We start from the raw sequence: 23,915 nt of genomic DNA on the forward strand, positions 1-23,915 counted from the left end.
TTGCCCTTATTCAGTTTCAACGATCATTGCAGCGGCCAATCCACCAGCAGCGCACGCAGTTAATAAGCCGGTGCCACCACCACGGCGATTCAACTCATTCAGCATTTGAGTGATCATACGCGTACCGGTCGCGGCAAAGGGATGACCATAAGCTAATGAACTGCCCATCACATTGAATTTATTCATATCAATTTCACCTGTCGCTTTACTGCGGCCTAGTTTATTTTGAGCAAACTTGTCACTGGCGAACATCTTAATATTGGCTAATGTTTGTGCGGCAAAGGCTTCATGCATTTCAATTAACGTTAAATCATTTAAAGTCATACCTGCTCTATCAAGCGCCATTGGTGTCGCATATGACGGTCCCATTAACATGTCTTCCCACACGTCAATGGCCGCAAAGGCATAACTTTTAATGTAGCCTAAAGGTTTGTAGCCGAGTGCTTTAGCGCGACTTTCAGTCATCATTAACACCGCCGAAGCACCGTCAGTTAACGGGGTAGCATTCGCCGCGGTTACCGTACCGTGCTTCTTATCAAACACAGGACGTAACTTTGCATATCCCTCTAGAGTCGAATCAAAACGGACGTTATTGTCTTTTTCGAAGGCACCTTTGTAAGGCGCAGGGTAAGCAGTCATCACTTCATTAGCCAATTTCCCTTCATTCCAACTTTGGGCGGCTAGTGAGTGAGAACGATGAGCAAGCTTATCTTGATCTGCACGGCTGATGTTGTGACTCTTAGCCATTTGCTCAGCAGTTTGCCCCATGGACAATCCCGTTGAGTATTCAGCAACTGCAGGTGGTACGGGCAATAAATCCTTTAAACCTAGTTTTTTTAATACTGACCATTTTTGGCCCAGAGTTTTGGTTTTCTGTAAATCCGTTAAGGCTCGTGCCAAATTCTTTGACACACCAATCGGCGACACAGAAGTAGAATCCGCACCACCTGCGATACCAACACTAATATTGCCCAGCATCATTGACTCAGCAATATTGACCGTAGATTGAAAACTCGTAGCACAAGCTCTCGAAACACTATACGCATCTGTGTGTACGCTCATGCCCGTACCCAGTACAATTTCACGGGCAATGTTCGGGGCTTCTGGCATTTGTACAACCTGTCCGTAAACCAATTGCTCAATTAACAACGGGTCGACATTGTGCTTAACAAGCATTTCATTGACGACCATTTTGCCTAAATCTACAGCCGGGACGCCGTGAAAATTAGTCGCCATTTTAGCGAATGGTGTTCTCAAACCCGCTACGATGGCGATACGTTCGCCGCCTCGAGTAGTAACTGTTTGCTTTGCCGTCATGATTTACCCTTATTGTTGAGTCACAACCAAGTGGTCTGACCTGTATTTAAGTTGGATTGTACAGGGAGAATTATAAATTTGAAAGTGCAGATAACATTGCGTCAATTGAATACGTTTACAATAGCAGCTTAGCCACCAAATGCAGCAAAGGTGTAGGTCAATTTCACTACTATTAGTTCCCCCCCACGACAGTAAAGCCTATATAAACTGACTGTCGCACGTCCGGTTCTACTCCACATGCAATCAGTTTAATTATCCAGCGGATCATCTTTTTAAATATAAAGGGGGTTATTTGTAACATTGTTTTTCATCGATGGAACCCTATATAGGTAGCATTGTCTGTTTACACAGTTTATTTTCCCGTACACCTTTGTACGCAATTCAACGTAGGAATAATAAAAGCACATGCCTTCAACTCAATTCTCCCAGTTACAAACGTATTTGGACTCGCAAATTATTGGTCAACCTACCTTGACCCAAAACCTACTTGTCGCATTACTTGCTGACGGCCACTTACTTGTTGAAGGCCCTCCAGGGTTAGCAAAAACGCGAGCGGTTAATTCATTAGCCAACGGCGTAGAAGGTGATTTTCATCGCGTTCAGTTTACCCCTGACTTACTACCAGCAGATCTCACAGGCACTGACATTTATCGACCGGAGACCGGGCAGTTTGATTTTCAAAAGGGGCCTCTTTTTCATAACCTGGTCTTAGCCGATGAAATAAATCGCGCTCCGGCTAAAGTGCAGTCTGCGTTGCTCGAAGCGATGGCTGAACGGCAAATTACCGTGGGCAATAAAACCTATCCACTACCTGAGCTGTTTTTAGTTATGGCCACTCAAAACCCTATCGAGCAGGAAGGGACATACCCTTTACCCGAAGCACAACTCGATCGTTTTCTCATGCACTTAGAAATTGATTACCCTGGCGCTGAAACCGAACTGGCGGTTCTTAAGTTAACCAGAAACGAAGCATTAAACACTGCGCCGGTTAACGCGCCAAGTTTATCTCAGCACGATATATTTAGTGCCCGAAAAGCGTTGTTGGAAATTCACCTAGATGAAAATCTTGAACAATATTTAGTCGAGCTGGTTATTGCGACACGTCAGCCACAAAAATACAGTAAGCAACTCGCCAGTTGGATCGAATTTGGTGCGAGCCCTCGCGCAACCATCGCATTGGATAAGTGTGCCCGTGCACACGCTTGGCTGATGGGCAGGGATTTTGTTGGCCCAGATAACATTCAAGCCGTTTTTCATAACGTTTTACGTCATCGATTACTGCTTAGTTATGAAGCTGAAGCTGAGGGTGTAACGAGAAATCAAGTGCTCGATAGCATATTACAACTCGTTCCTGTGCCATAGGGCGATTATTCATGCACGTAACACAAAATGTTAGCCAATGGTTAGACAACCACCATAGTGATGGGGTAAATCTGCAGATCAAAGAACTGCTGTATTACCGCACTAAAGCCAGCTTACTGAATTTAAGTCTGCGTCGTCCTGCCCAAGCCAACCTCTCCGGGGGATATTTGGCTAAAACCAAAGGTCGTGGCATGGAGTTTGATGAAGCCCGACACTATCAACCTGGCGATGATATACGTGCAATAGATTGGCGCGTGACTGCACGTACAGGTAAAACTCATACGAAAATTTATCGAGAAGAGAAAGAACGTCCGGTTTTTGTATTGGCTGATTTGTCTAGCTCAATGCATTTTGGCACCCAGCTTTTATTCAAGTCCGTGCAGGTAGCACATTTAACGGCACTTATCGCATGGGCTGCGCATAAGCGAGGGGATCGTATCGGTGGATTAGTATTCAATCAAACTGAACACAAAGAATTTAAGCCCTTTTCCCGGCAAAAAGCCGTATTGTCGTTACTTAATGGACTCACAAAGTTGCATACCCCTCACGACGTCCGGCCCAATCAAGTGCCCTTTTCTGACGCATGTGCTCGCCTTAGACGCCTTGCACACCCGGGAAGTTTGGTTTTCATTATCAGTGACTTTGCTAATTTAAATGACGCTGCTCAGCAGCATCTAGCCCACTTGAGCCGCCATTGTGAGGTGACTGCCTATCCCATTAGTGATCCCTTTGAGCATGCGCTGCCCCAGAGTCATTATCAGCAGATGCTGAGCCTGACAGACGGGCAAAACGAGCAACAAATTATAATTGGCGAAAAGCGTATCGCTAGCCAATATCAAATCGAGCATGAGCAACGCTTCAATACGATCAATGAGCAATTAAAACATTGCCGTGCCAATGTCGTCCCCATTAGCTGTGCTATCTCATTAGAGCAACAATTAGCTAAACGCAGTAGTGAAAAAGCCGTATGAATCCGCTAGATCAATTGAAAGATATTTACATACCTCCAGAAGTGGATGCCTGGCCACCTGCATATGGCTGGTGGCTTATTGCCATATTAACTACCCTAGCGATTATTATCTTCGCGCTCTTTTTTTATCGGCGCTATAAATATAACTTCGCTCGCCGAGAAGCGCTTAATTCACTTGTGTCAATCCACGCTCAACAGCCGGACTGGCCCATGCATAGCAACATACTGTTAAAACGAGTTTGTCTACATTATTTCCCTTCAGCGAATATCGCCAATTTACATGGGCAACTCTGGTGTGAATTTTTAGTGAATCAATTACCTAAAGCACGGCGTAACCGATTTACTGAGGCGTACAGTGAACTACAGACGTTACTTTATCGCTCTACCGTTTCTGATGATGCTAACTTTGACACTATTCACCAGCAAATTACCCTGTGGTTAAAACACGCGAGTTTTACCGCCAAAAGTAACGGTAAACAGCTAGGAGAAAAGCATGTTTGAGTTCGCCTGGTGGTGGATGTGGTTTACCCTTCCCTTACCTTTATTAGTCTATTTCCTCCCTGCAAAAGCGCCTGTACAGTCTGCAGCATTAAGGGTTCCCCACTTACCCCAAGGTTTACAAAGTGTGAACAAGCCACCGTCAAGCAAACGCATATTTTTGACAATAGCAACTATCGGCTGGCTCGCGCTCATTGCGGCCAGCGCACGTCCCCAATGGTTAGGTGATCCAGTTAGCATACCCGCCGAAGGGCGAGACCTGATGATTGCAGTCGATTTATCGGGCAGTATGAAAATAGATGACATGCAAGTAAATGGTCGGCAAGTTGATCGCCTACAGATGATCAAGTCGGTGTTGAGTGACTTTATACAGCGCCGTGTGGGCGATCGTTTAGGTTTGATATTTTTTGCAGATACCGCTTATTTACAAGCCCCATTGACCTACGATAGAGATACCGTTGCACAACTGCTTGACGAATCCTTAATAGGCTTAGTCGGCGAACAAACCGCCATTGGTGATGCGATAGGTTTAGCCATCAAGCGCTTTCAAAGTAAAAAAGAATCAAACAAGGTGTTAGTGCTTCTAACCGATGGCCAAAATACCGCAGGCAATATCACCCCTGAACAAGCTAATGAATTAGCGATCGCCAATGGGGTAACACTTTACACCATTGGAGTAGGTGCGGATCAAATGGTGGTGCAGAGTATTTTTGGACGCCGCCAAGTCAACCCTTCCCAAGAACTAGATGAGGGTATGTTGACCAAGCTCGCAGAGTCTACAGGTGGTCGCTATTTTCGCGCCAGAGACGCGCAAAGTTTACAAGAAATATATAGCAAACTGGATGAACTAGAACCCATCGCCCGTGAAAGCAGACAAATGCGACCATTACAGGCTTTGTATTTCTACCCACTCGCACTCGCATTATTCATTACCTTGTTGCTTGCGCTTAACCCCCTGATGTCAGGTTTAATAAACAAGCGGAGAAATATCACTCAAGGAGGAGAAATTTGATGCCTGATTTCAATATCACCGACTTTCATTTTTTGCGTCCGTTATGGCTTTTAGCGCTTATTCCTCTGCTTCTATTGGTGGTGTTTCTGCGCCGTATGAATCACCAACATTCTGGTTGGCAATCAGTGTTGCCCAATCACCTTTATCAACATCTGGTGGCGCATAACGGGATTAAATCCTCAAAACCTCCTCTGTATCTATTGACCATCGCCTGGGTTTTAGCCTCACTGGCATTAGCCGGTCCAACATGGCAGCGGCTGCCACAACCTGTATATCAACTCAATAGCGGAAAAGTAGTAGTATTGGATATGTCACTCTCTATGCGTGCCACAGACATTAAACCTAATCGTTTAACCCGTGCCAAATACAAAGCCATTGATTTAGTAAAAGCTATTGCCGAAGGAGAAACGGGACTAGTTGCTTACGCTGGAGATGCATTTACTATCAGCCCTTTAAGTTCCGATGGGCAAAATCTCACAACCCTCATTCCCAGTTTATCCCCAGAGATCATGCCGGTGGCGGGTAGCGAACCGTTTCTTGGTTTGCAGTCAGCAATCGAGTTATTGGGTAACGCTGGGTATCAGCAAGGTGAAATCTTTTGGATAACGGATGGTATTGAAAACAGCCAAGTCGCCGAAGTCAGTAAACTGCTTGCTGATTCGCCCTATCGCTTATCAGTATTGGCGGTGGGCACGCAAGATGGTGCTCCAATTCAATTGTTAAACGGTGACTTTTTAAAAGATAGCAGTGGTGCAGTTGTTGTCCCTCGACTGCGCGCCAGTAACTTACAAACCTTAGCTCGAAAAGGAGGCGGTCGTTATATCACAATGCGCTCCGACGATAGTGATATAACCTACTTAAAAAATCAGCGGGTTTTACAATCTGAGCAAGAAAAAGAAGGCCAAGCAGATGAAAAGTTTGGTGATAAATGGCAGGAAATGGGCCCCTACTTACTATTGCTGCTCGTGCCGCTTGCTGCCTATGGCTTTCGCCGTGGTCTCATTGGTATTTTTTTGCTGTTCGTGTTGTTTCCAGGCTATGCACCTGATGCAAGCGCCAATTGGTGGGACGATATGTGGCAGACAAAAGATCAGCAAGGCCAATTAGCGTTCAACCAGAATAATTTCAACGCCGCAACTGAGCATTTCAACGATCCTATGTGGCGCGGTACGGCAGCATATAAAGCCAAGGACTATGCCACTGCATTGGATGCATTTCAACACGCCACTGGCGCTCAAGCGCGTTATAATGAAGGTAATGCCTTAGCCCAATTAGGTGAAATTGAAGACGCCATAAAAGCCTATGAGGAAGCACTTGCCATTGACCCTAATTATCAAGATGCGCTGACCAATAAAACATTACTTGAAAAGCAAGAGCAAGAAAATCAGAACAGCGGCGATCAGCAAGATAAGTCCCAGCAGTCAGAAGACCAAGACAAGTCCGAGCAAGATAACGAGCAAAATCAGTCTCAAGATCAACAAGGTGACTCTCAGCAGCAAGAAAATCAGGAGCCAGAGCAGAATCAATCAACAAAAAAATGACAGTCAACAAAGCACTGAAAATAGTCAGTCAGGGCCTAACGACACATCTGCTGATGCTCAGGATAAGCAACAGCAAGATAAACAAGGTAACCAGCCACCACAGTCACCAGATGAACAACAAAACAACGAAGATCAATCTCAATCATCTGCTCAACAAGAAAAAGAGCAACAGGCGCAATCAGCCCAAACCGCTGGGGATCCCCAGGAGACAAAATCTGAGGATCAACAGCAAGCACAAGGATCCCAAGCTCCCCAAGAACTGACTGATGAACAGAAAGAGAATATGCAGCGTATGCAAACCCTACTAAATCGCGTTCCCGACGATCCGGCATTTTTACTTAAACGTAAAATGCAGATCGAAAATCAACAACGCAGACAACAACGTACACCGACTCAACGACAAAGGAATTGGTAACAGCAATGATGTTATTTACCCGCTATTTATTTCGTTCATTCCTGCTCTTTTGTGCACTGTCATCGTTGACATACGCACAAGTAAGCGAGTTATCCGCCACTGTCGATAAAAACCCGGTATTGGCCGATGAATCAATTACCTTAAGTGTGGTGGCTTCCGGCGATACGTCCAGAGACGCATTTGACCCTACTGCGTTAAATGCTGATTTCATCGTGGGCAGAACGTCTGTGAGCTCGCAAACACAAATGATTAATTTTGACACCACACGCACAACCGTTTGGACCACAACGCTTATTCCTCGTAAACCGGGGCGCTTTATTATTCCTGCCTTTACCGTTGAAGGTAAAAGTTCGGTGCCCATTAATATGATGGTGTTGCCGGTATCGGCGCGGCAAGGAACCGAGGGACGAGATGTATATGTGACCACGTCAGTGGATACCAAGGAAACCTATTTACAACAACAAATACGCTATACCGTGAAATTATTCCTAGCCAGAGATTTACAACGTGGCAGCCTCTCTGCTCCAACGCTAATAGACGGCGAAATTCGTCAAATCGGAAAAGACGCTGAATACAACGATATCGTAGACGGAAAACGCTATCGTATTATCGAGCGCACGTTTGCTGTTATTCCACAAAAAAGCGGTACCTTTACCATTCAAGGCCCTGTATTTGAGGGGGAAGTTGTTCAGGATAGGCAGCAAAGCTTCGGCTTCTTCAATCGCAGTAAAGCCATTAGCCGCGTTGGCCCACCACAAGAAGTGACGGTTAAACCCATCCCACAGAATTATTCAGGTACCTGGTTACCCAGTGACTATGTTGAACTCCATGAAGAATGGCAACCAGACGCTAAGCAATTTAAAGTAGGTGAGCCGATCACCCGTACCTTAACATTGACCGCAGTGGGTGTTGACGAGGCTCAACTTCCTAACATCAACAGCCAATATCCTGATAGCGTAAAGGTATATCCAAATCAGGCCAATACAACGACCATAGAAAAAGACAAAACGCTTATTGCCCAGCGTACCGAGACCATTGCAATTATCCCCAGCCAAGCGGGTGAAATCACCTTTGCAGAAGTGAAAGTTCCTTGGTTTAATATTGTCAGTGGACAAGTTGAGTACGCCACACTTGCTAAACGCACAGTGACTATTATGCCCAGTTTGGGTGATTCGATTACGCCTAATCCCCCTCCAACCCAAACTTCCGAGCAAGCCACAAACCCGTCAACGCCTTTAGCGATAACAGAGCCAAATGCAACGGCGACAGTACAGGTTGCCTCGGGTACACAATGGTGGTCTTGGAGCAGTTGGGTATTACTGTTTTTATGGATAGTAACGGTCATAGGCTGGGTAGTGCATGTCAACTTGTCTTCGCGATCGGTACGGCAATCGAGTCCAGTGACAGGCGCTGCTCTGCCGGAAATAAAGGCATGGAAAGCACTGCAATCTTCGGTTGGCACGCAAGACTGTAACATGATTATGTCTGCGTTAACGGTATGGCTAAACGCTCTTACAGGCCAAACAGGGCAAGCCCTGCCTCAGCTGCAACGACGATTGCAAAATGAGCAACTCAATCATGAGATAAACCAGCTGTACGCAGTAAAGTTTCGCGTAGGCGATAACCAATGGCAAAATGATAACTTTATGACTGTGATGACACTAATTCGACAACAAAAAAAGGCCAGCCAAAAAAGTAACGAGAAGCTTGCCCCGCTCTATCAGTCGTAATCACCATGCCTAGTGTGCAAATCTGGATGTGATCCACAGGTTTGCACTATTTTGCCCCTTGTATTTTTATTCCTTCATCCCTGTTGTGCTGGTGATAACGCTAGTTTGCACTCTGGTCTGCATTAACGAATAATAGGAATAAATAATACAGGCGGAAATTTAATAATGAATTTGCGAAAGCATTTTAAAAAAGCCTCGGTCTCTAGTGACATGCTAGATAAACAAAAACGATATGAAACCCTTGTCTATGCCTTACATGGCGATATATTTCGCTATGCGTATTGGCTGGTTAAGGATAAAGCGGTTGCTGAAGACATAGTTCAAGAGACCTTCTTGCGCGCTTGGAAGTCCCTGGATTCACTAAAGGATGAAAAGGCTGCTAAGTCTTGGTTGATTACCATCTTACGCCGTGAAAACGCACGGCGGTTTGAACGTAAGCAATTTGATTTAGTGGATATCGATGATGTAGCTATCTCTGACGACCAGTTAACTCACGAGGTCGAAATTGAGCATCGAGAGTTACGTAAAATAATGGCTTCGTTGAGCGAAGAGTATCGCGAGCCATTAATGTTACAGATTATGTTTGGATTCAGCGGCGAAGAAATTGCCGCGCAATTGGATTTAAACAAAAACACCGTCATGACCCGTTTATTTCGGGCACGAAGCCAAATTAAAGAGGCACTAGAGAAATCAGATGACAATCGAGAACGGAAAAATGGATGATTTAGAGTTTCGCAGAACCATTTATGCTGATCCCAATTGCGATGACATACGAGTCAAAGAAGCGGCAGCACAGGATCCTGCAAAGCAAGAATTTTGGTCTGAACAAAAGAAAATTGACGCGAGCTTAAAAGCGGCAACAAAAGTGAAGGTGCCAGAAGATTTGGCTCACAAACTGATTTTACGTCAAACCATGCAAACTCATCAGCACGACAAGAAACGTGCACGGGTTCACCTAGCGTTAGCAGCATCACTAGCGTTCGTGGTTGGCGTGAGTTTTACCGTATGGCAGCAACAAAATTACATTGATGTGTCCCAGCAATCACTGGCGCACGTTTACCATGAAGGACCGCATGCTCTTGATGCCAATGAAGATTTTTCATTGCAACAGGTCAACGCTAAATTGGCTCAGTATGGCGGCCATATAAATGAAGACGTTGGCCAGATTTACTACGCCAATCATTGTGACTTTAAAGGTGTTAAAAGCCTGCATTTAGTGATGCAAGGGGAAAATGGTAAAGTCACTGTTTTTGTCGTTCCCCACAAAGACGGTTACAAAGCGAAAGAAAAAGTGAGTGATGGATATTTAACGGCAGAGGCAGTTGAACTGCAGCACACTAGCTTAGTCATCGTCGGTGAAAATGTGCATGATGTTGAGCAAACTAGAAACAAACTCGCTAAGCGAATGACGTTTTCCGCATAGAACACGCCCTAAGTGTACTCAAATAAGATAAAAAGGAGCTTTAGCTCCTTTTATTTGCCTCAAATTCAGCATTCTCTTTATAAAGTAGAAAGATACATATCTATGTGCTCTATTCCCCCATCATCATAAACTAGGCCGTGTTTTTCAAAGCCAAATTTACGGTAAAACGCAATCGCATTGGTTTGTGCTGATAACATGATATTTTTCACGGCATAGTGTTGCTCAATGATTGAAATACACTGCTTGATTAATTCCTTGCCCAAACCAGTTCTTCTATGAGAAGCAGCGCAAACTACCCTTTCAATTTTAGCCATTTGGCCGTTGTCGGTTTCTCTAGCACGAGCATATCCCACTAATTCGTCACCTTGATAGATACACACATGCCAGCTTAATTGATCATGGTTATCTATATCCTCGTAAATACTTTGTTGTTCAAGCATGAAAATTTGTTGTCGCAAACGCAAAACAGCGTACAAATTAGCCAATTTCAGTTGTGCAAAGGGCATTGCGTGGGTTTTATATAGTTGCGGCACTAGTGTATTCCTATGTTGCTTGTTAGCATGAGGGGAAAAGAGACGCGATTTTGCTACAGCGTATTTTTTAACCTTATTCACTCCCCATAATAAATGAAGGACACGATGGAAGCAGCCACTTTTTTATCCTTAGGATTGTATTTTCTTGCCATGTTAGGAATTGGCGTATATTCATTTAAACAGGCCAATACAGACGTCGAGGGTTATATGCTCGGTGGCCGTAATTTGAGTCCAAAAGTCACTGCGCTTTCCGCTGGAGCATCCGACATGAGCGGTTGGATGCTCATGGGGTTACCAGGTGCAATGTATCTATCCGGTCTTTCAAGTGCATGGATAGCCATAGGGTTAGTCATAGGCGCTTATCTTAACTATATATTAGTGGCTCCGCGATTACGGGTTTACACGGAAGTCGCAAATAATGCGATTACTATCCCAGATTACTTCGAGAACCGTTTTAACGACAAAAGCCATATCTTACGTATTGTATCTTCAATCGTAATTGTATTATTTTTCACCCTTTACACGTCATCCGGCGTTGTCGCTGGCGGAAAATTATTCGAAACCTCTTTCGGTTTAAATTATGAGTTAGGACTCTATATAACGGCGGGAGTGGTTGTGGCTTACACCCTCTTTGGCGGGTTTATGGCCGTGAGCATTACCGACTTTGTTCAGGGCTGCATCATGTTCATTGCTTTAGTTTTAGTGCCTGTCGTGGTGCTTATTGACCTAGGTGGTTGGCAAGGCGTCACTCAGTCCTTAGGCACACTAGATGGCCAATACCTAAATATGTTTAGGGATGCATCAAATGGTCAAGCCGTATCGACAATCGCCATTATTTCTATGCTTTCTTGGGGCTGTGGATATTTTGGTCAGCCACATATTATCGTGCGTTTTATGGCAATTCGCAGTGTGAACGACATCAAAACTGCACAAACCATAGGTATCTCCTGGATGGTTGTTGCGATCACGGGCGCCTTAGCCACAGGTTTGCTGGGTTTAGCCTATGTTACCCAACACGGTTCGCAGATGAGCGATCCGGAGACCATATTTATTTACTTATCCCAGTTACTTTTTCACCCCCTGATTGGTGGCTTTTTATTAGCGGCTATTTTAGCGGCCATAATGAGCACCATATCCTCTCAACTTCTTGTGACCTCAAGCTCATTAACCAGTGACTTCTACCAAGCATTTTTTCGACGTGATGCCAGTCAACACGAACTGATTATTGTCGGCCGGATATCGGTTGTATTAGTGGCACTTGTGGCGATTTATTTAGCTTACGATCGGGACAGCAGCATTTTATCTTTAGTCAGTAACGCCTGGGCTGGATTTGGTGCGGCATTTGGCCCATTAATTCTATTTAGTCTATTTTGGAAACGCATGACACTCATCTCAGCCATAAGTGGAATGTTAGTGGGTGCGGCAACCGTGTTATTGTGGATTTACTTGCCGGTGACGATCAATGGTCAAACCCTAAGTGCTTGGTTGTATGAAATTGTGCCGGGCTTTATTTTATCCAGCTTGACGATTGTAGTACTGACCTTATTGTCCGAACAACGAGACAATTCAGTAATAAAAACGTTTGAGAAAGTACAGACCACATTGAATGATTCAATTAATAGAGTTGAAAAAAATTCTTGATGTCTAAATAGGGAATGTAAATGAATTTTTATGCCGCTAGACAGCCAATTTTACATGCAGATAAATCGCTATTTGCCTACGAATTGTTGTTTCGGGATAGTTTGGAAAATACGTTTCCAAATATAAATGAAGATGAAGCCACCGCTAAAATGGTGGCTGGCTTACAGTTTAATTTGGGTTTAGAAAATTTGCTACCCAATACCTTGGCCTTTATCAATTTTACCCACAACTCTTTACTCGACGGTTACCCTTTGATGCTGCCCAAAGAACAGATTGTGGTAGAAATTTTAGAGACCGTCAAACCGGGTAAAAAGCTGTTAACTTCTTGTATCGAATTAAAGAAAAAAGGCTACATTATAGCGTTGGATGATTACATTCATCAGGCTGTTTGGGTGCATTTTTATCCTTATATCGATATTATCAAAATTGATTTTCAGGAAACCACTGACCATCAAATTTTACAAATAATTGACGCTATTAAGCCTTTCCCAAAAATCAAACTACTGGCGGAAAAAATTGAAACACATCAGGAATACTTACAAGCATTAGAGTATGGCTGCTGCTACTTTCAAGGTTACTTTTTCAGCAAACCAGAATTGATTAAAAATACCGCCCTCACCCCTTCGCAAATGTCCATTGCAAAACTAATGGGGGAAATGGCAAAAGACGAACCCAATATTAAACTTATCAGCCAAGCATTTGAGTCAGACGTAAGTCTTTCGTTTAAATTACTGCGCTATGCTCAATCGCCTATTTTTAAGCGCACTAAACAAATCGAAACCATCAAACAAGCGATAGTGGTGTTGGGGCAAAATGAGCTTAGGCGTTTCGTATCGCTGTTGTTTACCGCACAATTTAGTGAAGGCAAACCAGCAGAACTCACGGTCATGTCGTTATCAAGAGCAAGGTACTGTGAATTACTCACCGAATATTCCAGTCAACGAGACGGCAGTGCGTCTGCATTTTTAGTCGGCTTGTTATCGTTACTCGATGCCATGCTGGATGCAGACATTGCTGAACTGATGGGAAAACTGCCTATTTCACAAGCGATCAAAGACAGTATTGTTCTGCGCCAAGGCCAACAAGCGCAATACTTAATGTTGAGTGAGTTTTTTGAAAGCGGTCAATGGAGCGACGTCAATCGCTTATGCGAGCGTCTTGAAGTGAATTTCGATGATGCCTTCGCCATGTTCCAGCAATCTCAATTATGGGCAAAGGAACGTTTACAGGCGTTAAATTAAAGCTAAAGCAAATTAGTGTCACTTTGTCATGATATATTTTTAAAAGATATATCATGACCGCTCTTTTTCATGATATCGTTCTATGCATATAATATTTTAGTATATCCATTAACTTAGCATGAGAAACTCTATGACTTCCTCGATTTCAACCGTTACACATCTGAAACAGCTAGAAGCGGAAAGTATTCACATTTTTCGTGAAGTGGCTGCCGAGTTTGACAACCCTGTCATGCTTTACTCTGTGGGTAAAGATTCCTCTGTATTACTGCATTTAGCACGCAAAGCATTTGCTCCGGGTAAAATACCTTTCCCGTTACTGCATGTTGACACCACCTGGAAGTTCCAGGAAATGATTGCGTTTCGTGACAAGATGGCAAAAAAACATGAATTAGATTTATTGGTTCATATTAACCAAGACGGTGTTGATATGAACATTAACCCTTTCATTCATGGCAGTGCTAAGCACACTGATATCATGAAAACCGAAGGTTTAAAGCAAGCGCTAAATAAATATAAATTTGATGCCGCCTTTGGCGGTGCTCGTCGCGATGAAGAAAAGTCACGCGCTAAAGAGCGTGTTTATTCGTTCCGTGATGAAAACCATCGCTGGGACCCAAAAAATCAACGTCCTGAGTTATGGAACATTTACAACTCGCAGATCAATAAAGGCGAAAGTATACGAGTATTCCCTATGTCAAACTGGACTGAACTGGATATCTGGCAATACATTTATATGGAAAACATTGAGATCCCATCTTTGTATTTGGCTAAGCCCCGTCCAGTGGTGGAGCGCGACGGTCTATTGATCATGGTAGACGATGAACGCATGCCACTTAAAGAAGGCGAGAAGGCTGAAATGCGTTCCGTTCGTTTTAGAACGCTTGGCTGTTACCCTTTAACTGGTGCGGTTGAATCTACTGCCGATACCTTGCCTGAAGTCATCCAAGAAATGTTGCTAACCAAAACGTCCGAACGCCAAGGCCGAGTAATCGATAACGATTCATCAGGCTCCATGGAGAAGAAGAAGATGGAAGGCTATTTTTAATGGAAGACAACATAGTTTGGCATCAACATGAAGTGAACAAGGCGCGGCGCGGCGAAGCGAAAAAGCAAAAACCTTGCGTTATTTGGCTCACCGGGCTAAGTGGCTCTGGCAAGTCGACTATCGCTAATTTATTAGAAAAAAAACTGGCGGACAAGGGTAAACACACCTACTTGCTTGACGGCGATAATGTTCGTCACGGCTTAAATGGTGATTTGACCTTTAGTGATAAAGACCGAGTTGAAAACATCCGCCGTATCAGCGAATTGGCTAAGCTCTTTGTTGATTCAGGCTTAATCGTCATTACCGCTTTCATTTCGCCATTTAAAGGCGAACGTGATTATTGCCGGGCGCTATTAGAGGACAACGAGTTTGTAGAAGTATTTGTAAACACGCCAATAGAGGAGTGTGAAAAACGCGATCCCAAAGGTCTCTATCAGAAAGCCCGTTCAGGTGAAATAAGCGATTTCACTGGGATAAGTTCGCCCTACGAAGCCCCTGAAACAGCTGAAATCACCCTAGATTTCAGCGGTCAAAGTGCCCAAGAATCTGCTGAGCAACTGTTCTCTCAATTGCAACAAAAAGGATTGATTGACTGATGTTAGATGACAAATTAATAGCCAGTATCACTGCCATCGCCCATCAAGCGGGTGATGCTATAATGACCATATATCAACGTGATTTTGCCATCTACGAAAAGTCAGATGCGAGTCCGCTAACCGAAGCTGATTTAGCTGCTCATCATTGTATTGTGGATGGATTGCGAGCGGTTTCTTCGTTACCGATTTTATCAGAAGAATCCGCCAACATTCCTTGGTCTGAGCGTCAAACATGGAGCCAGTATTGGTTGGTTGACCCGCTAGACGGCACTAAAGAGTTCATCAAAAAGAACGGGGAATTTACCGTTAACATCGCCCTTATCGACAATGGCGAGCCGGTATTTGGTGTTGTATACGCTCCCGTACTTAAACAAACCTACGTGGGTGTTGTTGGCCAAGGTGCATACAAGCTTGAAGGCGATAGTCGCGTTGCAATCACTCCAAAAGTTAAGACTGATGATGAAGAGTGGCGCATAGTGGGTAGTCGTTCACACCAAAGCCCTGATATTCAAGCCTTGCTCACTAAACTTGGCGGAAGTCCTGAGCTTGTGGCCATGGGCAGTTCGTTAAAACTATGCTTAGTCGCCGAAGGTGCTGCACATTTGTACCCGCGCTTAGGCCCCACATCTGAATGGGATACTGGAGCAGCCGATGCTGTGGTGCGCGCCGCGGGTGGCAAAGTGACTGTCATCGAAAGTGCTGCAGATGTATTTAACAAGGACGCCAAGCCCCTTAGTTATAATCAAAAAGAATCCGTTTTAAACCCTTATTTTCTTGTGAGTTGCTGATCATGAATAGCGAAAATGCCTTATTACAATCCGACATCCTTGCCTACCTAGAACAGCATGAACACAAAGACATGCTGCGTTTTTTAACTTGCGGTAGCGTAGATGATGGGAAAAGCACCCTGATTGGTCGTTTATTACACGACTCAAAAATGATTTATGAAGACCAATTAGCCGCTATCACCAAAGACAGCAAAAAATCTGGTACCACAGGTGATAAAGTTGACTTGGCCTTATTGGTAGATGGTTTAGCTTCTGAGCGCGAACAAGGTATCACCATTGATGTTGCCTATCGTTACTTCTCTACAGATAAGCGTAAATTCATCATTGCGGATACTCCTGGCCATGAGCAATACACCCGCAACATGGTTACAGGTGCATCAACCTGTGATTTGGCCATCATTCTTGTAGATGCGCGCGCGGGGGTTAAAACCCAAACTCGTCGTCATTCGTTTTTAGTCTCTCTACTTGGCATTAAGCATGTCATAGTGGCGATCAATAAAATGGATTTGATGGAGTTCAGCGAAGACGTATACGAAAGCATCAAAAAAGACTACTTGGTATTTTCTGAGCAGCTTGATATTCCTGATATACAATTTGTGCCTATATCGGCGCTGGACGGCGATAACGTCGTCAATAAAAGCGAAAACACCCCTTGGTTTGAAGGCACAACACTAATGAAAACCTTGGAAAATATCGAAATTGCCGATGATGCAAATATCGATGACTTCCGATTCCCAGTGCAGTACGTCAATCGCCCCAACCTTAATTTCCGCGGTTTTGCCGGTACCGTTGTCTCAGGCCAAATAAAGAAAGGCGATAAAATTACCGCCCTTCCTTCTGGTAAGCAATCTAGGGTTCGCTCTATTGTTGGTTTTGAGGGGGAACAAGACGTCGCCCATACGCCACTAACTACCACTATCACCTTAGAAGATGAAATTGATATTTCTCGTGGTGACATGATTGTTAAGTCAGATAATTTGCCTTTGCAAAGCAACGCCTATCAAGTGAATTTGGTGTGGATGGACGAGACCCCGTTAATGCCTAACAAACAGTATGGCTTTAAGTTTGCCACTAAATTTGTGCCCGGTAGCGTGACAGATATCGAGTATCAGATTGACGTCAACACGATGGAACACAAAGATGCCGTGCGCCTTAATTTGAATGAAATTGGGGTCGGTAAAATCAAGCTCACGCAATCCGTTGCTTGTGATCCCTATACTAAAAATCGTGAAACAGGTGCGTTCATCATAATTGACCGATTAACCAATGGTACCGTAGGTGCTGGTATGGTTATCGATGCCGTTCAAGAGTCTGGACAGAAAGCTGAGTTTTCAGAATTCGAACTTGAATTCAATACCTTAGTTAGAAAGCATTTTCCACATTGGAATGCCACTGATATCACTAAGCTATAGGCGCGACGTCAATATTATATGGACATAAACCAGTTACTGGTAATAGCGATATTTGCCACCACATTAGTGGCGCTTATTCTTACGAATAAGCGCCCTTCTTCTATTTTTGCAGGCTCGTTACTGGCACTTATTCTTTGCCAGCAATTAAGTGTTGTCGACGTTGTTAACAACTTTACTAACCAAGGTTTAATCACCCTGATACTGCTGCTTATCGTCAGTACAGCGGTGGATAAAACCTCATTAGTAAAACGCCTAGGCCGGACACTTATTGTGGCCAGTTTTAAACACAGTTTCTGGCGCTTATTTGGCTTAACGTTCTTCTCATCAGCTTTTTTAAACAACACTGCTGTCGTCGCCAGCTTAATCGGCCCCACTAAGCAGAATCAATATCATCCTGCTTCACGTTTACTTATCCCACTTTCCTACGCGGCTATTTTAGGCGGCACGGTTACCCTTATTGGTACTTCTACCAACTTGATCGTGGATAGTTTTATGCGTGAGCATGGTCACCCGGGGTTTAATTTCTGGGACTTCACGTTATATGGACTAGTCGCAGGATTAAGCTGTGGTTTGTTGATGTTTATCCTTACCCCTTTGCTGCCTGTGATTGAAAATAAGAACCGTCAGTACAACAGCTATTTTATCGAAGCAAAAGTAGAAGCAGATTCTGAACTGGTCGGCAAAAGTGTTGAACAAAACCATTTGCGTAATTTGCCCGAGCTGTTCTTAGTTGAGGTGGTCAGAAATGGTAAACTCATCAGCCCGGTGAACCCCGAATTAGTCATTCAAGAGAATGACAAACTGATTTTTTCCGGGGATATACATAAAGTTGATAATCTCAGTCATATCAAAGGCCTTACCTTGTTTGCTGAATCAAACGGTTTGTTAAGAGAAAACCTCACCGAGGTGATCATTTCCAACCGCGCGCAAATTATCGGCAAGACACTTAAGAGTGTCGGTTTTCGCGCATTGTTTGATGCCGCTGTGGTGGCAATACGCCGAGACGGTGAAACCCTGTCCGGTAAACTAGGCGAGATTAAACTTCAGTCAGGTGATTTTTTATTGCTCGCCACAGGGCCAGATTTTGTTAAACGCCAAAATTTAACCAAAAACTTTTTTATCCTGTCAGAGAAAAAAGTCGCCACAAAATTACTCAATAAACAAGAGTGGGTTACATTAGGCGGGTTTGTCATCACAATTGCGTTAGCGGCCACGTCTATGATTTCACTGGCCACTGGTTTGGTGTTCTTTTTGGCACTATTAGTTGCTACAGGCGTCACATCCACAAACGAGATTAAACGTCACCTCCCCCTTGAATTAATCATTGTTATCGTCGGCGCGCTAAGCCTAGCCAGCGCTTTAGAAGGCGCGGGGGTGATTAACTCCCTTACCCACTTAGTTGAACCCTTAATGGCCAACTCAAGCCCATTTATGGCATTAGTAATGGTTTATTTAACCACCTTATTATTAACTGAGGTGGTAACAAACAATGCCGCTGCAGCATTAATGTTTCCGTTTGCGTATGGATTAGTAGAAAGTTTAGGTGTGCCCCTTATGCCATTCGCTTTAGCCGTTGCCTTTGCTGCTAGTGCTAGCTTTATCTCACCCTACGGTTATCAAACCAACTTGTTGGTATTCAGTGCGAGCAACTATAAATTCAAACATTTTATTAAATTCGGTTTACCGATTTCCATTTGCTATTCCACTATCGTTTTAGCCTTGCTTAAATATACCTATCAGCTGTAATCATTGCCGCTCATGTCTGGCCTATTCTATTAAACAGCTGCTAACGGGATTTAAACACGACAAATAAAAAGACGAGTGTGATAACACACTCGTCTTTTTCAGGTTCGGTAAAGTATTTCCAGTCAGCCAACAAGCCATAATCGGCCTTGATTATCCAGAACTCCCGCTTCATCAACTTGGTTTAATCGGACGCCTAGGGTTAACATTTTTACGCTGTGTATGCGTCTTTCTTGCAGGGTTGGAATTGGTTGCTCGCACACTTGGCCTGATAGCCTTCGGTAATGGCTTAGTCGAGGCATCATCACTTAGCAAACCCGCATCTGGGGTTAAAGCGGTCTTGTTCGAGTCTGCAACGACGCTGTTAATCTCGTTCATTTCATCAGCCGTTAAATCGCGCCATTGACCAACTTTGAGTCCAGCCAAGCGAATGGACATAATGCGACTGCGTTTTAATTTAGTTACACCGTAGCCTAAATACTCGCACATTCTGCGAATTTGTCGATTTAGGCCCTGGGTCAAAATAATACGAAATACAAACTTGCTCTGCATGGTTACTGTGCAGGGTTTAGTCACTGTATCTAGTATGGGCACTCCTGCGCCCATAGCATGTATAAAGCGTTCATTCAATGGCCGATCGACAGTGACAATATACTCCTTGTCGTGCGCATTTTCGGCGCGCAAAATTTTATTGACGATATCTCCGTCACTGGTTAGAAATATCAGTCCTTCAGACGGTTTGTCTAAGCGCCCTATTGGGAAAATACGCTCTGAGTGACCTATGGCATCAATGATATTGCCTTTAATATGGCGCTCTGTGGTGCATGTAATCCCCACAGGTTTGTGATAAGCCAAATAGACGCGATCAGATTTATTCTCTGCGCTGGCTTGAATTTGGCTTCCATCGACACGAACGTCATCGCCGGGCTGCACTTTTGTGCCCAATTCAGGTATCACACCATTGATGGTAACGCGTTTACTTTCGATCAGTTTATCCGCCTCTCGGCGCGAGCAAAATCCTGAGTCGCTAATAAATTTATTCAAACGAATGTTGGATGCTACAGAATTAGATGTATTCAAATTATTTCGCTACTTAATGTGAGAAAAAGCGCACAGGTGCGCAGTCCTGTACATTAAATATATATTCGCTAAGCCTAGGTGACTTTCTTCCCCTCAGGGCTATTGCACGCGAATTTAACCCTATAACAACTATATAAAACAGCGCTCGGCACGAAGCAATAACGCGTGTTCTTGCTGTCCGACAGGACCGTGCTGGATCCACCGTTTAAGCAACACATATTTATCGTATTCAACGCCTTGTTGCAGTTTATCAGCCATTAACTGTAACTGTATTTCTTTGCGTAACGCCACATCTGAGTCAGGAGACGATACATCGCTAAGTAATTCAAGCATTAAAGTTAAATTATGCCTAGGCACATCAACATCGCATTGGCCCTTAAATGACTGTTGCCACTGAGCCGGCAACACATCAATATTTTGAGGAATTTCAGGTGATTCCCAGCGTTTTAAAATGGCAAACAGTTCGTTGAAACTTTCCTTCTTAACTTGGCGTTTTAACACCTCAAGCTTAGCTTGTCTTTCATCAAAAAGTGCATTTAAACGGCGACGAAAATTGATACTTAGCGATTTTGGTAATGCCTCTAACAGCGTCTCAAGTTCGCTTTGTACGCCAAAAGCGTCATCAAGTTCACCGATTGTATTAGCGTTTTTTAGCGACTGCTGTATCTGTTTCAATAACCCGTTAGCAATTTCACCCTGCTCTGCATCCGCTTGTTTTTGCTGTAAATTAAACGCTTTACGCTGTGCAAACACGCTGTCATTGGCTTCACGAAATTGATTCCATAATGGATTCTCAAGTTTGCGCTGGGCCGGTCCTACTTGCTTCCATCTTTCTTGTAATACTTTGGCTTGCTCAATTGCACCAGAGATATCTTCAGCGGCAGACAATGCGAGTGCCTGCTTGATTAACGCCTGTTTTTGCAGTGCATTGTCGCTAAAGTATGCTTCGACTTGCACTTTAAGAGGCATGAGTGCCTGGCGATATTCGTTATTCAAATCAGCTTTAAGGGTAAAGTCTACATCCCCTATCGCCTGCCATTTTTGCTGAATTTGCTGGACAGTTTTTGCCAATACATCCAGGGCTAATGCTTGCTCGCTCAACTGCGCTATTTGCTGGAGTACGGCCTGTTTGTGCACTAGATTATCCACGCGTTGCTGCTGCTGCTTTTCAAAGTGCTCACGGCATGGAGCAAATGCCTGTTCAATCAACACGTCAAACTGCATGTTGAGCCCATCGTCTTCTGGTGTACTTAGCACTCCAAGACTATTCCAACGCCGGCGTAACTCTTTAACCTGCTCTGCGCGCAATGAAACAGATACGTTTGCGGCCACTAAGTCTTGTGCCTCTTCGATCAATGCAGGTTTACGTGGTAAAGCAATATATGCCTGTAGCGATTTAAGTTCTTCAACCTTCAAACTCGTTTGCTCAAAAATCCGAGCGTTGCGAGCTTGTTCTTGCTCGGGCAATAGCGCAAACCACTTACTGACTTTACTAAATAAGCCCATTGCTGCTTTGTATTTACCCTGCTCGATCAGTGACTCGATGGCTTTGGTTTTACTGCGTATGCGATTGACATCTTGTGTCACGCCTGCCGAGAGTGATTTAATCGCGCTTTGCCATGCCCCCTGCGCACTTGCAAACTGGCTATCGAGCTCTTTAGGCCAGCTATCTTGATAGGATACTCTTAGCTCGCGCCATTGGCCTTTTATTTGCTGTAACACTGATTTAGCATTCTCAACCTCTGTCCCCTGATTCGGCACCGTTCGTTCAGCAAAGTCAGCTAACAACGCTCGCGCTTGCTTAAGGGCATCTTGAAACGCAGGAAGATGGTTATAGGTATGTTGACGCGTGAGCAGCGCATGGTGCATGTCTTGCAGTTGTTTAACCGCTTGCTTCATCCCAGCTTTTTCAGCATCACTCATCAAGCTTTCAAGGCGCGAAGTACGATTTTGAATTTCGGTCTGTGCTTGTTCTGTTTGCGCTAACGTCACAGCTGAAATATCACCAGAGACCATGTCAGATAACCATACTAACACTGCTTGGGTATCTGCCATTGCATGTTGCACGTTATTGAGCACGTCTTGTTTTCTTTGCTGTGCATGGTACATAGGTGCAAGTTCAGCATCTAAGATCGTCAGCTTATTATCGAGTTCGGCGTATTTACTGTTGAACGCCTCACGCTTGTCACTGCTAAGGCAATCAAACTGTATTTCAAATGCCGCGTATTCCTTGCTTAGTTCACCGCGAATAGCGACGAGCTTCGCATAATCTCGCTGGTCTTTCAGTGCCAATAACCGAGATAATACCAAGCGGGTGCCTTTTTCGACTTCAACGGGCTGGACTTTACTGAACTGAATACGAGTAAGCTTTTCTTGCGCTTGTGCTTTGATTTGTTCTGAGCGCGTTTTTTTGATTACCTTTTGTAAGCTGCTTTCAGTATCGGCATACACCAATAACGCGCTTTGCAGTGCTTCATCATCACTTGCCAGTAAAATGGGCATAGCCAGCTGTGGCTTATTGAGCGTAGCTAGAATATTCAGCACCAGTTTTGGCTCATGTTGCACCCATGATTGTTTCAGTAAGCGTTCAAGCAATTTATTATTTTTGCATTCATAAGCGAAGGCGAGTTTTTCATCTCTTGCCATAGTGCTTTCGTCGTCACTGAACAATGTGCTTTCAACTACTTGTTGAGCACGTTTAGCGATCCGATCATTTTTGGCGATTTCGGCCATTTTATACCACAGCACAAAACTATTTAATTTAGCCAGTGCCGCTAAACTCACGTTAACGTCTTCATCGTTAAATGCCAATTCGTGTAGAATCGATTTTTGTTCAGGTACTTCCGCAGAAAGACTGCCTATCGCTGTTATTCTGACCGCGGGTTTGGGATCTTGATGCTTAGGACGAAACAGGTTTTTAAATATCATTTTGAGTGAACCGCGCTATGGTGTTTGTTTCATTAAGCTCTTGCTTGAATTGCTGACGACTCTTTTGCACTATCTCGCCATCAGCACCTACTGTCATATGTTGATCAGATTTAAGCACTTTGGCTTGATATAGCATCACGGCTTGCATTGTAGATTCCCTTTGACCGTCCGTTAATGGTTTTCCATCTAACCATTTACCTGTTTCTACCGTTTGCAATAATCTTTGATAGACCTCTGGGGTCATCGACTTCAGTAACATTTCTGGGTTCATTAATTAGACTTCTTGACAAAAACTAAACGCACTCGATTGACTATGTACCAAACAAAACCAATTATCGCGACACCAACGGCAATATTGTACTGAAGCTCTCCAGGCACTGCCCCTCCCCAATACATAAACCCGAAACCCGCCACAAACATTAACATCGCGATCAGGGACTGAGTTTGAATACTTTGGGATTTCAGGTATTTCTGTAAATTGCGTTTACGGGCAATATCGTCTTCGCTAGCATTGCCCATTGCGAAACCACAGTGGTTACATTGCTCAGTTTTATCAGAGATTTTTTTATTGCACGATGGGCAATCAATTAACGCCATTATTCACTCCACTACATTTTGGTTAAACAAATTATCGTGATAC

The 23,915-nt window shown here is 44.0% G+C and carries 20 protein-coding genes and 1 pseudogene; 15 read left to right on the plus strand and 6 right to left on the minus strand.

All coding sequences use genetic code 11. The annotated features are described in order from the left end of the window. Positions 1 to 6 precede the first annotated feature (6 nt). Entirely contained in the window at positions 7 to 1,317 is a 1,311-nt protein-coding gene (fadI, locus tag GPLA_RS02390) for an acetyl-CoA C-acyltransferase FadI (protein WP_007103213.1), read from the minus strand. Positions 1,318 to 1,722: 405 nt separating this feature from the next. Here fadI and GPLA_RS02395 point away from each other — a divergent pair, with 405 nt between their 5' ends. The 8 genes and pseudogenes from GPLA_RS02395 to GPLA_RS02430 all read left to right on the plus strand — a co-directional run bounded on the left by GPLA_RS02395 (position 1,723) and on the right by GPLA_RS02430 (position 10,268). After that, on the plus strand, positions 1,723 to 2,679 hold the full coding sequence (locus GPLA_RS02395) for an AAA family ATPase (RefSeq protein WP_007103214.1): 957 nt from the start codon (positions 1,723 to 1,725) through the stop codon (positions 2,677 to 2,679). A gap of 11 nt (positions 2,680 to 2,690) precedes the next feature. Beyond that, on the plus strand, positions 2,691 to 3,650 hold the full coding sequence (locus GPLA_RS02400; RefSeq protein WP_007103215.1) for a DUF58 domain-containing protein: 960 nt from the start codon (positions 2,691 to 2,693) through the stop codon (positions 3,648 to 3,650). Next, a complete protein-coding gene (locus GPLA_RS02405) occupies positions 3,647 to 4,150 on the plus strand; it encodes a DUF4381 domain-containing protein (RefSeq protein ID WP_007103216.1) in 504 nt (167 codons plus the stop codon). Before GPLA_RS02400 ends, GPLA_RS02405 begins: the two co-directional genes overlap by 4 nt. Continuing rightward, positions 4,143 to 5,159, plus strand: coding sequence for a vWA domain-containing protein (locus GPLA_RS02410; RefSeq protein WP_007103217.1), 1,017 nt, complete (start codon positions 4,143 to 4,145; stop codon positions 5,157 to 5,159). Before GPLA_RS02405 ends, GPLA_RS02410 begins: the two co-directional genes overlap by 8 nt. Then, positions 5,159 to 7,115: pseudogene (locus GPLA_RS02415) on the plus strand (vWA domain-containing protein). The gene GPLA_RS02410 and the pseudogene GPLA_RS02415 overlap by 1 nt, the downstream one beginning before the upstream one ends. 5 nt (positions 7,116 to 7,120) lie before the next feature. After that, on the plus strand, positions 7,121 to 8,845 hold the full coding sequence (locus GPLA_RS02420) for a BatD family protein (RefSeq protein WP_007103218.1): 1,725 nt from the start codon (positions 7,121 to 7,123) through the stop codon (positions 8,843 to 8,845). 165 nt (positions 8,846 to 9,010) lie between these two features. Next, positions 9,011 to 9,568 carry a sigma-70 family RNA polymerase sigma factor gene (locus tag GPLA_RS02425; protein WP_007103219.1) on the plus strand — a complete coding sequence of 186 codons (558 nt, stop codon included), beginning with the start codon at positions 9,011 to 9,013 and terminating at the stop codon, positions 9,566 to 9,568. Next, positions 9,561 to 10,268, plus strand: a complete 708-nt coding sequence (locus GPLA_RS02430; RefSeq protein ID WP_007103220.1) for a DUF3379 domain-containing protein — start codon at positions 9,561 to 9,563, stop codon at positions 10,266 to 10,268. Before GPLA_RS02425 ends, GPLA_RS02430 begins: the two co-directional genes overlap by 8 nt. A gap of 77 nt (positions 10,269 to 10,345) precedes the next feature. Here GPLA_RS02430 and GPLA_RS02435 read toward each other — a convergent pair whose 3' ends face one another. Further along, on the minus strand, positions 10,346 to 10,801 hold the full coding sequence (locus GPLA_RS02435; RefSeq protein WP_007103221.1) for a GNAT family N-acetyltransferase: 456 nt from the start codon (positions 10,799 to 10,801) through the stop codon (positions 10,346 to 10,348). 105 nt (positions 10,802 to 10,906) lie between these two features. On the opposite strand from GPLA_RS02435, the gene putP reads away from it, so the two are divergent. From putP to GPLA_RS02470, 7 genes are all read left to right on the plus strand, one after another. Continuing rightward, entirely contained in the window at positions 10,907 to 12,442 is a 1,536-nt protein-coding gene (gene putP, locus GPLA_RS02440) for a sodium/proline symporter PutP (RefSeq protein WP_007103222.1), read from the plus strand. A 20-nt stretch (positions 12,443 to 12,462) separates the two neighbouring features. Beyond that, the gene (locus tag GPLA_RS02445) at positions 12,463 to 13,683 is read left to right on the plus strand and encodes an EAL and HDOD domain-containing protein (RefSeq protein ID WP_007103223.1); all 1,221 of its coding nucleotides are present in this window, start codon (positions 12,463 to 12,465) and stop codon (positions 13,681 to 13,683) included. 130 nt (positions 13,684 to 13,813) lie between these two features. After that, positions 13,814 to 14,728, plus strand: coding sequence for a sulfate adenylyltransferase subunit CysD (gene cysD, locus GPLA_RS02450; RefSeq protein WP_007103224.1), 915 nt, complete (start codon positions 13,814 to 13,816; stop codon positions 14,726 to 14,728). Beyond that, positions 14,728 to 15,324, plus strand: coding sequence for an adenylyl-sulfate kinase (cysC, locus tag GPLA_RS02455; RefSeq protein ID WP_007103225.1), 597 nt, complete (start codon positions 14,728 to 14,730; stop codon positions 15,322 to 15,324). Before cysD ends, cysC begins: the two co-directional genes overlap by 1 nt. After that, positions 15,324 to 16,112 carry a 3'(2'),5'-bisphosphate nucleotidase CysQ gene (cysQ, locus tag GPLA_RS02460; RefSeq protein ID WP_007103226.1) on the plus strand — a complete coding sequence of 263 codons (789 nt, stop codon included), beginning with the start codon at positions 15,324 to 15,326 and terminating at the stop codon, positions 16,110 to 16,112. The genes cysC and cysQ overlap by 1 nt, the downstream gene beginning before the upstream one ends. Positions 16,113 to 16,114: 2 nt before the next feature. After that, positions 16,115 to 17,524: a sulfate adenylyltransferase subunit CysN gene (gene cysN / locus GPLA_RS02465; protein WP_007103227.1), complete on the plus strand. Its 1,410-nt coding sequence runs from the start codon at positions 16,115 to 16,117 to the stop codon at positions 17,522 to 17,524. Between the two features lie 18 nt (positions 17,525 to 17,542). Next, entirely contained in the window at positions 17,543 to 19,270 is a 1,728-nt protein-coding gene (locus tag GPLA_RS02470) for an SLC13 family permease (RefSeq protein ID WP_007103228.1), read from the plus strand. Positions 19,271 to 19,441: 171 nt separating this feature from the next. Here the strand turns inward: GPLA_RS02470 and rluF are convergent, their stop codons facing one another. The 4 genes from rluF to GPLA_RS02490 form a co-directional block, all read right to left on the minus strand. Then, positions 19,442 to 20,299, minus strand: a complete 858-nt coding sequence (gene rluF, locus GPLA_RS02475; protein ID WP_264370808.1) for a 23S rRNA pseudouridine(2604) synthase RluF — start codon at positions 20,297 to 20,299, stop codon at positions 19,442 to 19,444. Between the two features lie 177 nt (positions 20,300 to 20,476). Next, positions 20,477 to 23,275 (minus strand): DUF349 domain-containing protein, encoded by a 2,799-nt coding sequence (locus GPLA_RS02480; protein ID WP_007103231.1) that lies wholly within the window; start codon positions 23,273 to 23,275, stop codon positions 20,477 to 20,479. After that, positions 23,265 to 23,546 (minus strand): YeaC family protein, encoded by a 282-nt coding sequence (locus GPLA_RS02485; RefSeq protein ID WP_007103232.1) that lies wholly within the window; start codon positions 23,544 to 23,546, stop codon positions 23,265 to 23,267. The genes GPLA_RS02480 and GPLA_RS02485 overlap by 11 nt, the downstream gene beginning before the upstream one ends. Then, a complete protein-coding gene (locus GPLA_RS02490; RefSeq protein ID WP_007103233.1) occupies positions 23,546 to 23,872 on the minus strand; it encodes a zinc ribbon domain-containing protein in 327 nt (108 codons plus the stop codon). The genes GPLA_RS02485 and GPLA_RS02490 overlap by 1 nt, the downstream gene beginning before the upstream one ends. Positions 23,873 to 23,915 lie beyond the last annotated feature (43 nt).

It is taken from the genome of Paraglaciecola polaris LMG 21857 (genome assembly GCF_000315055.1).
Lineage (GTDB): Bacteria > Pseudomonadota > Gammaproteobacteria > Enterobacterales > Alteromonadaceae > Paraglaciecola > Paraglaciecola polaris.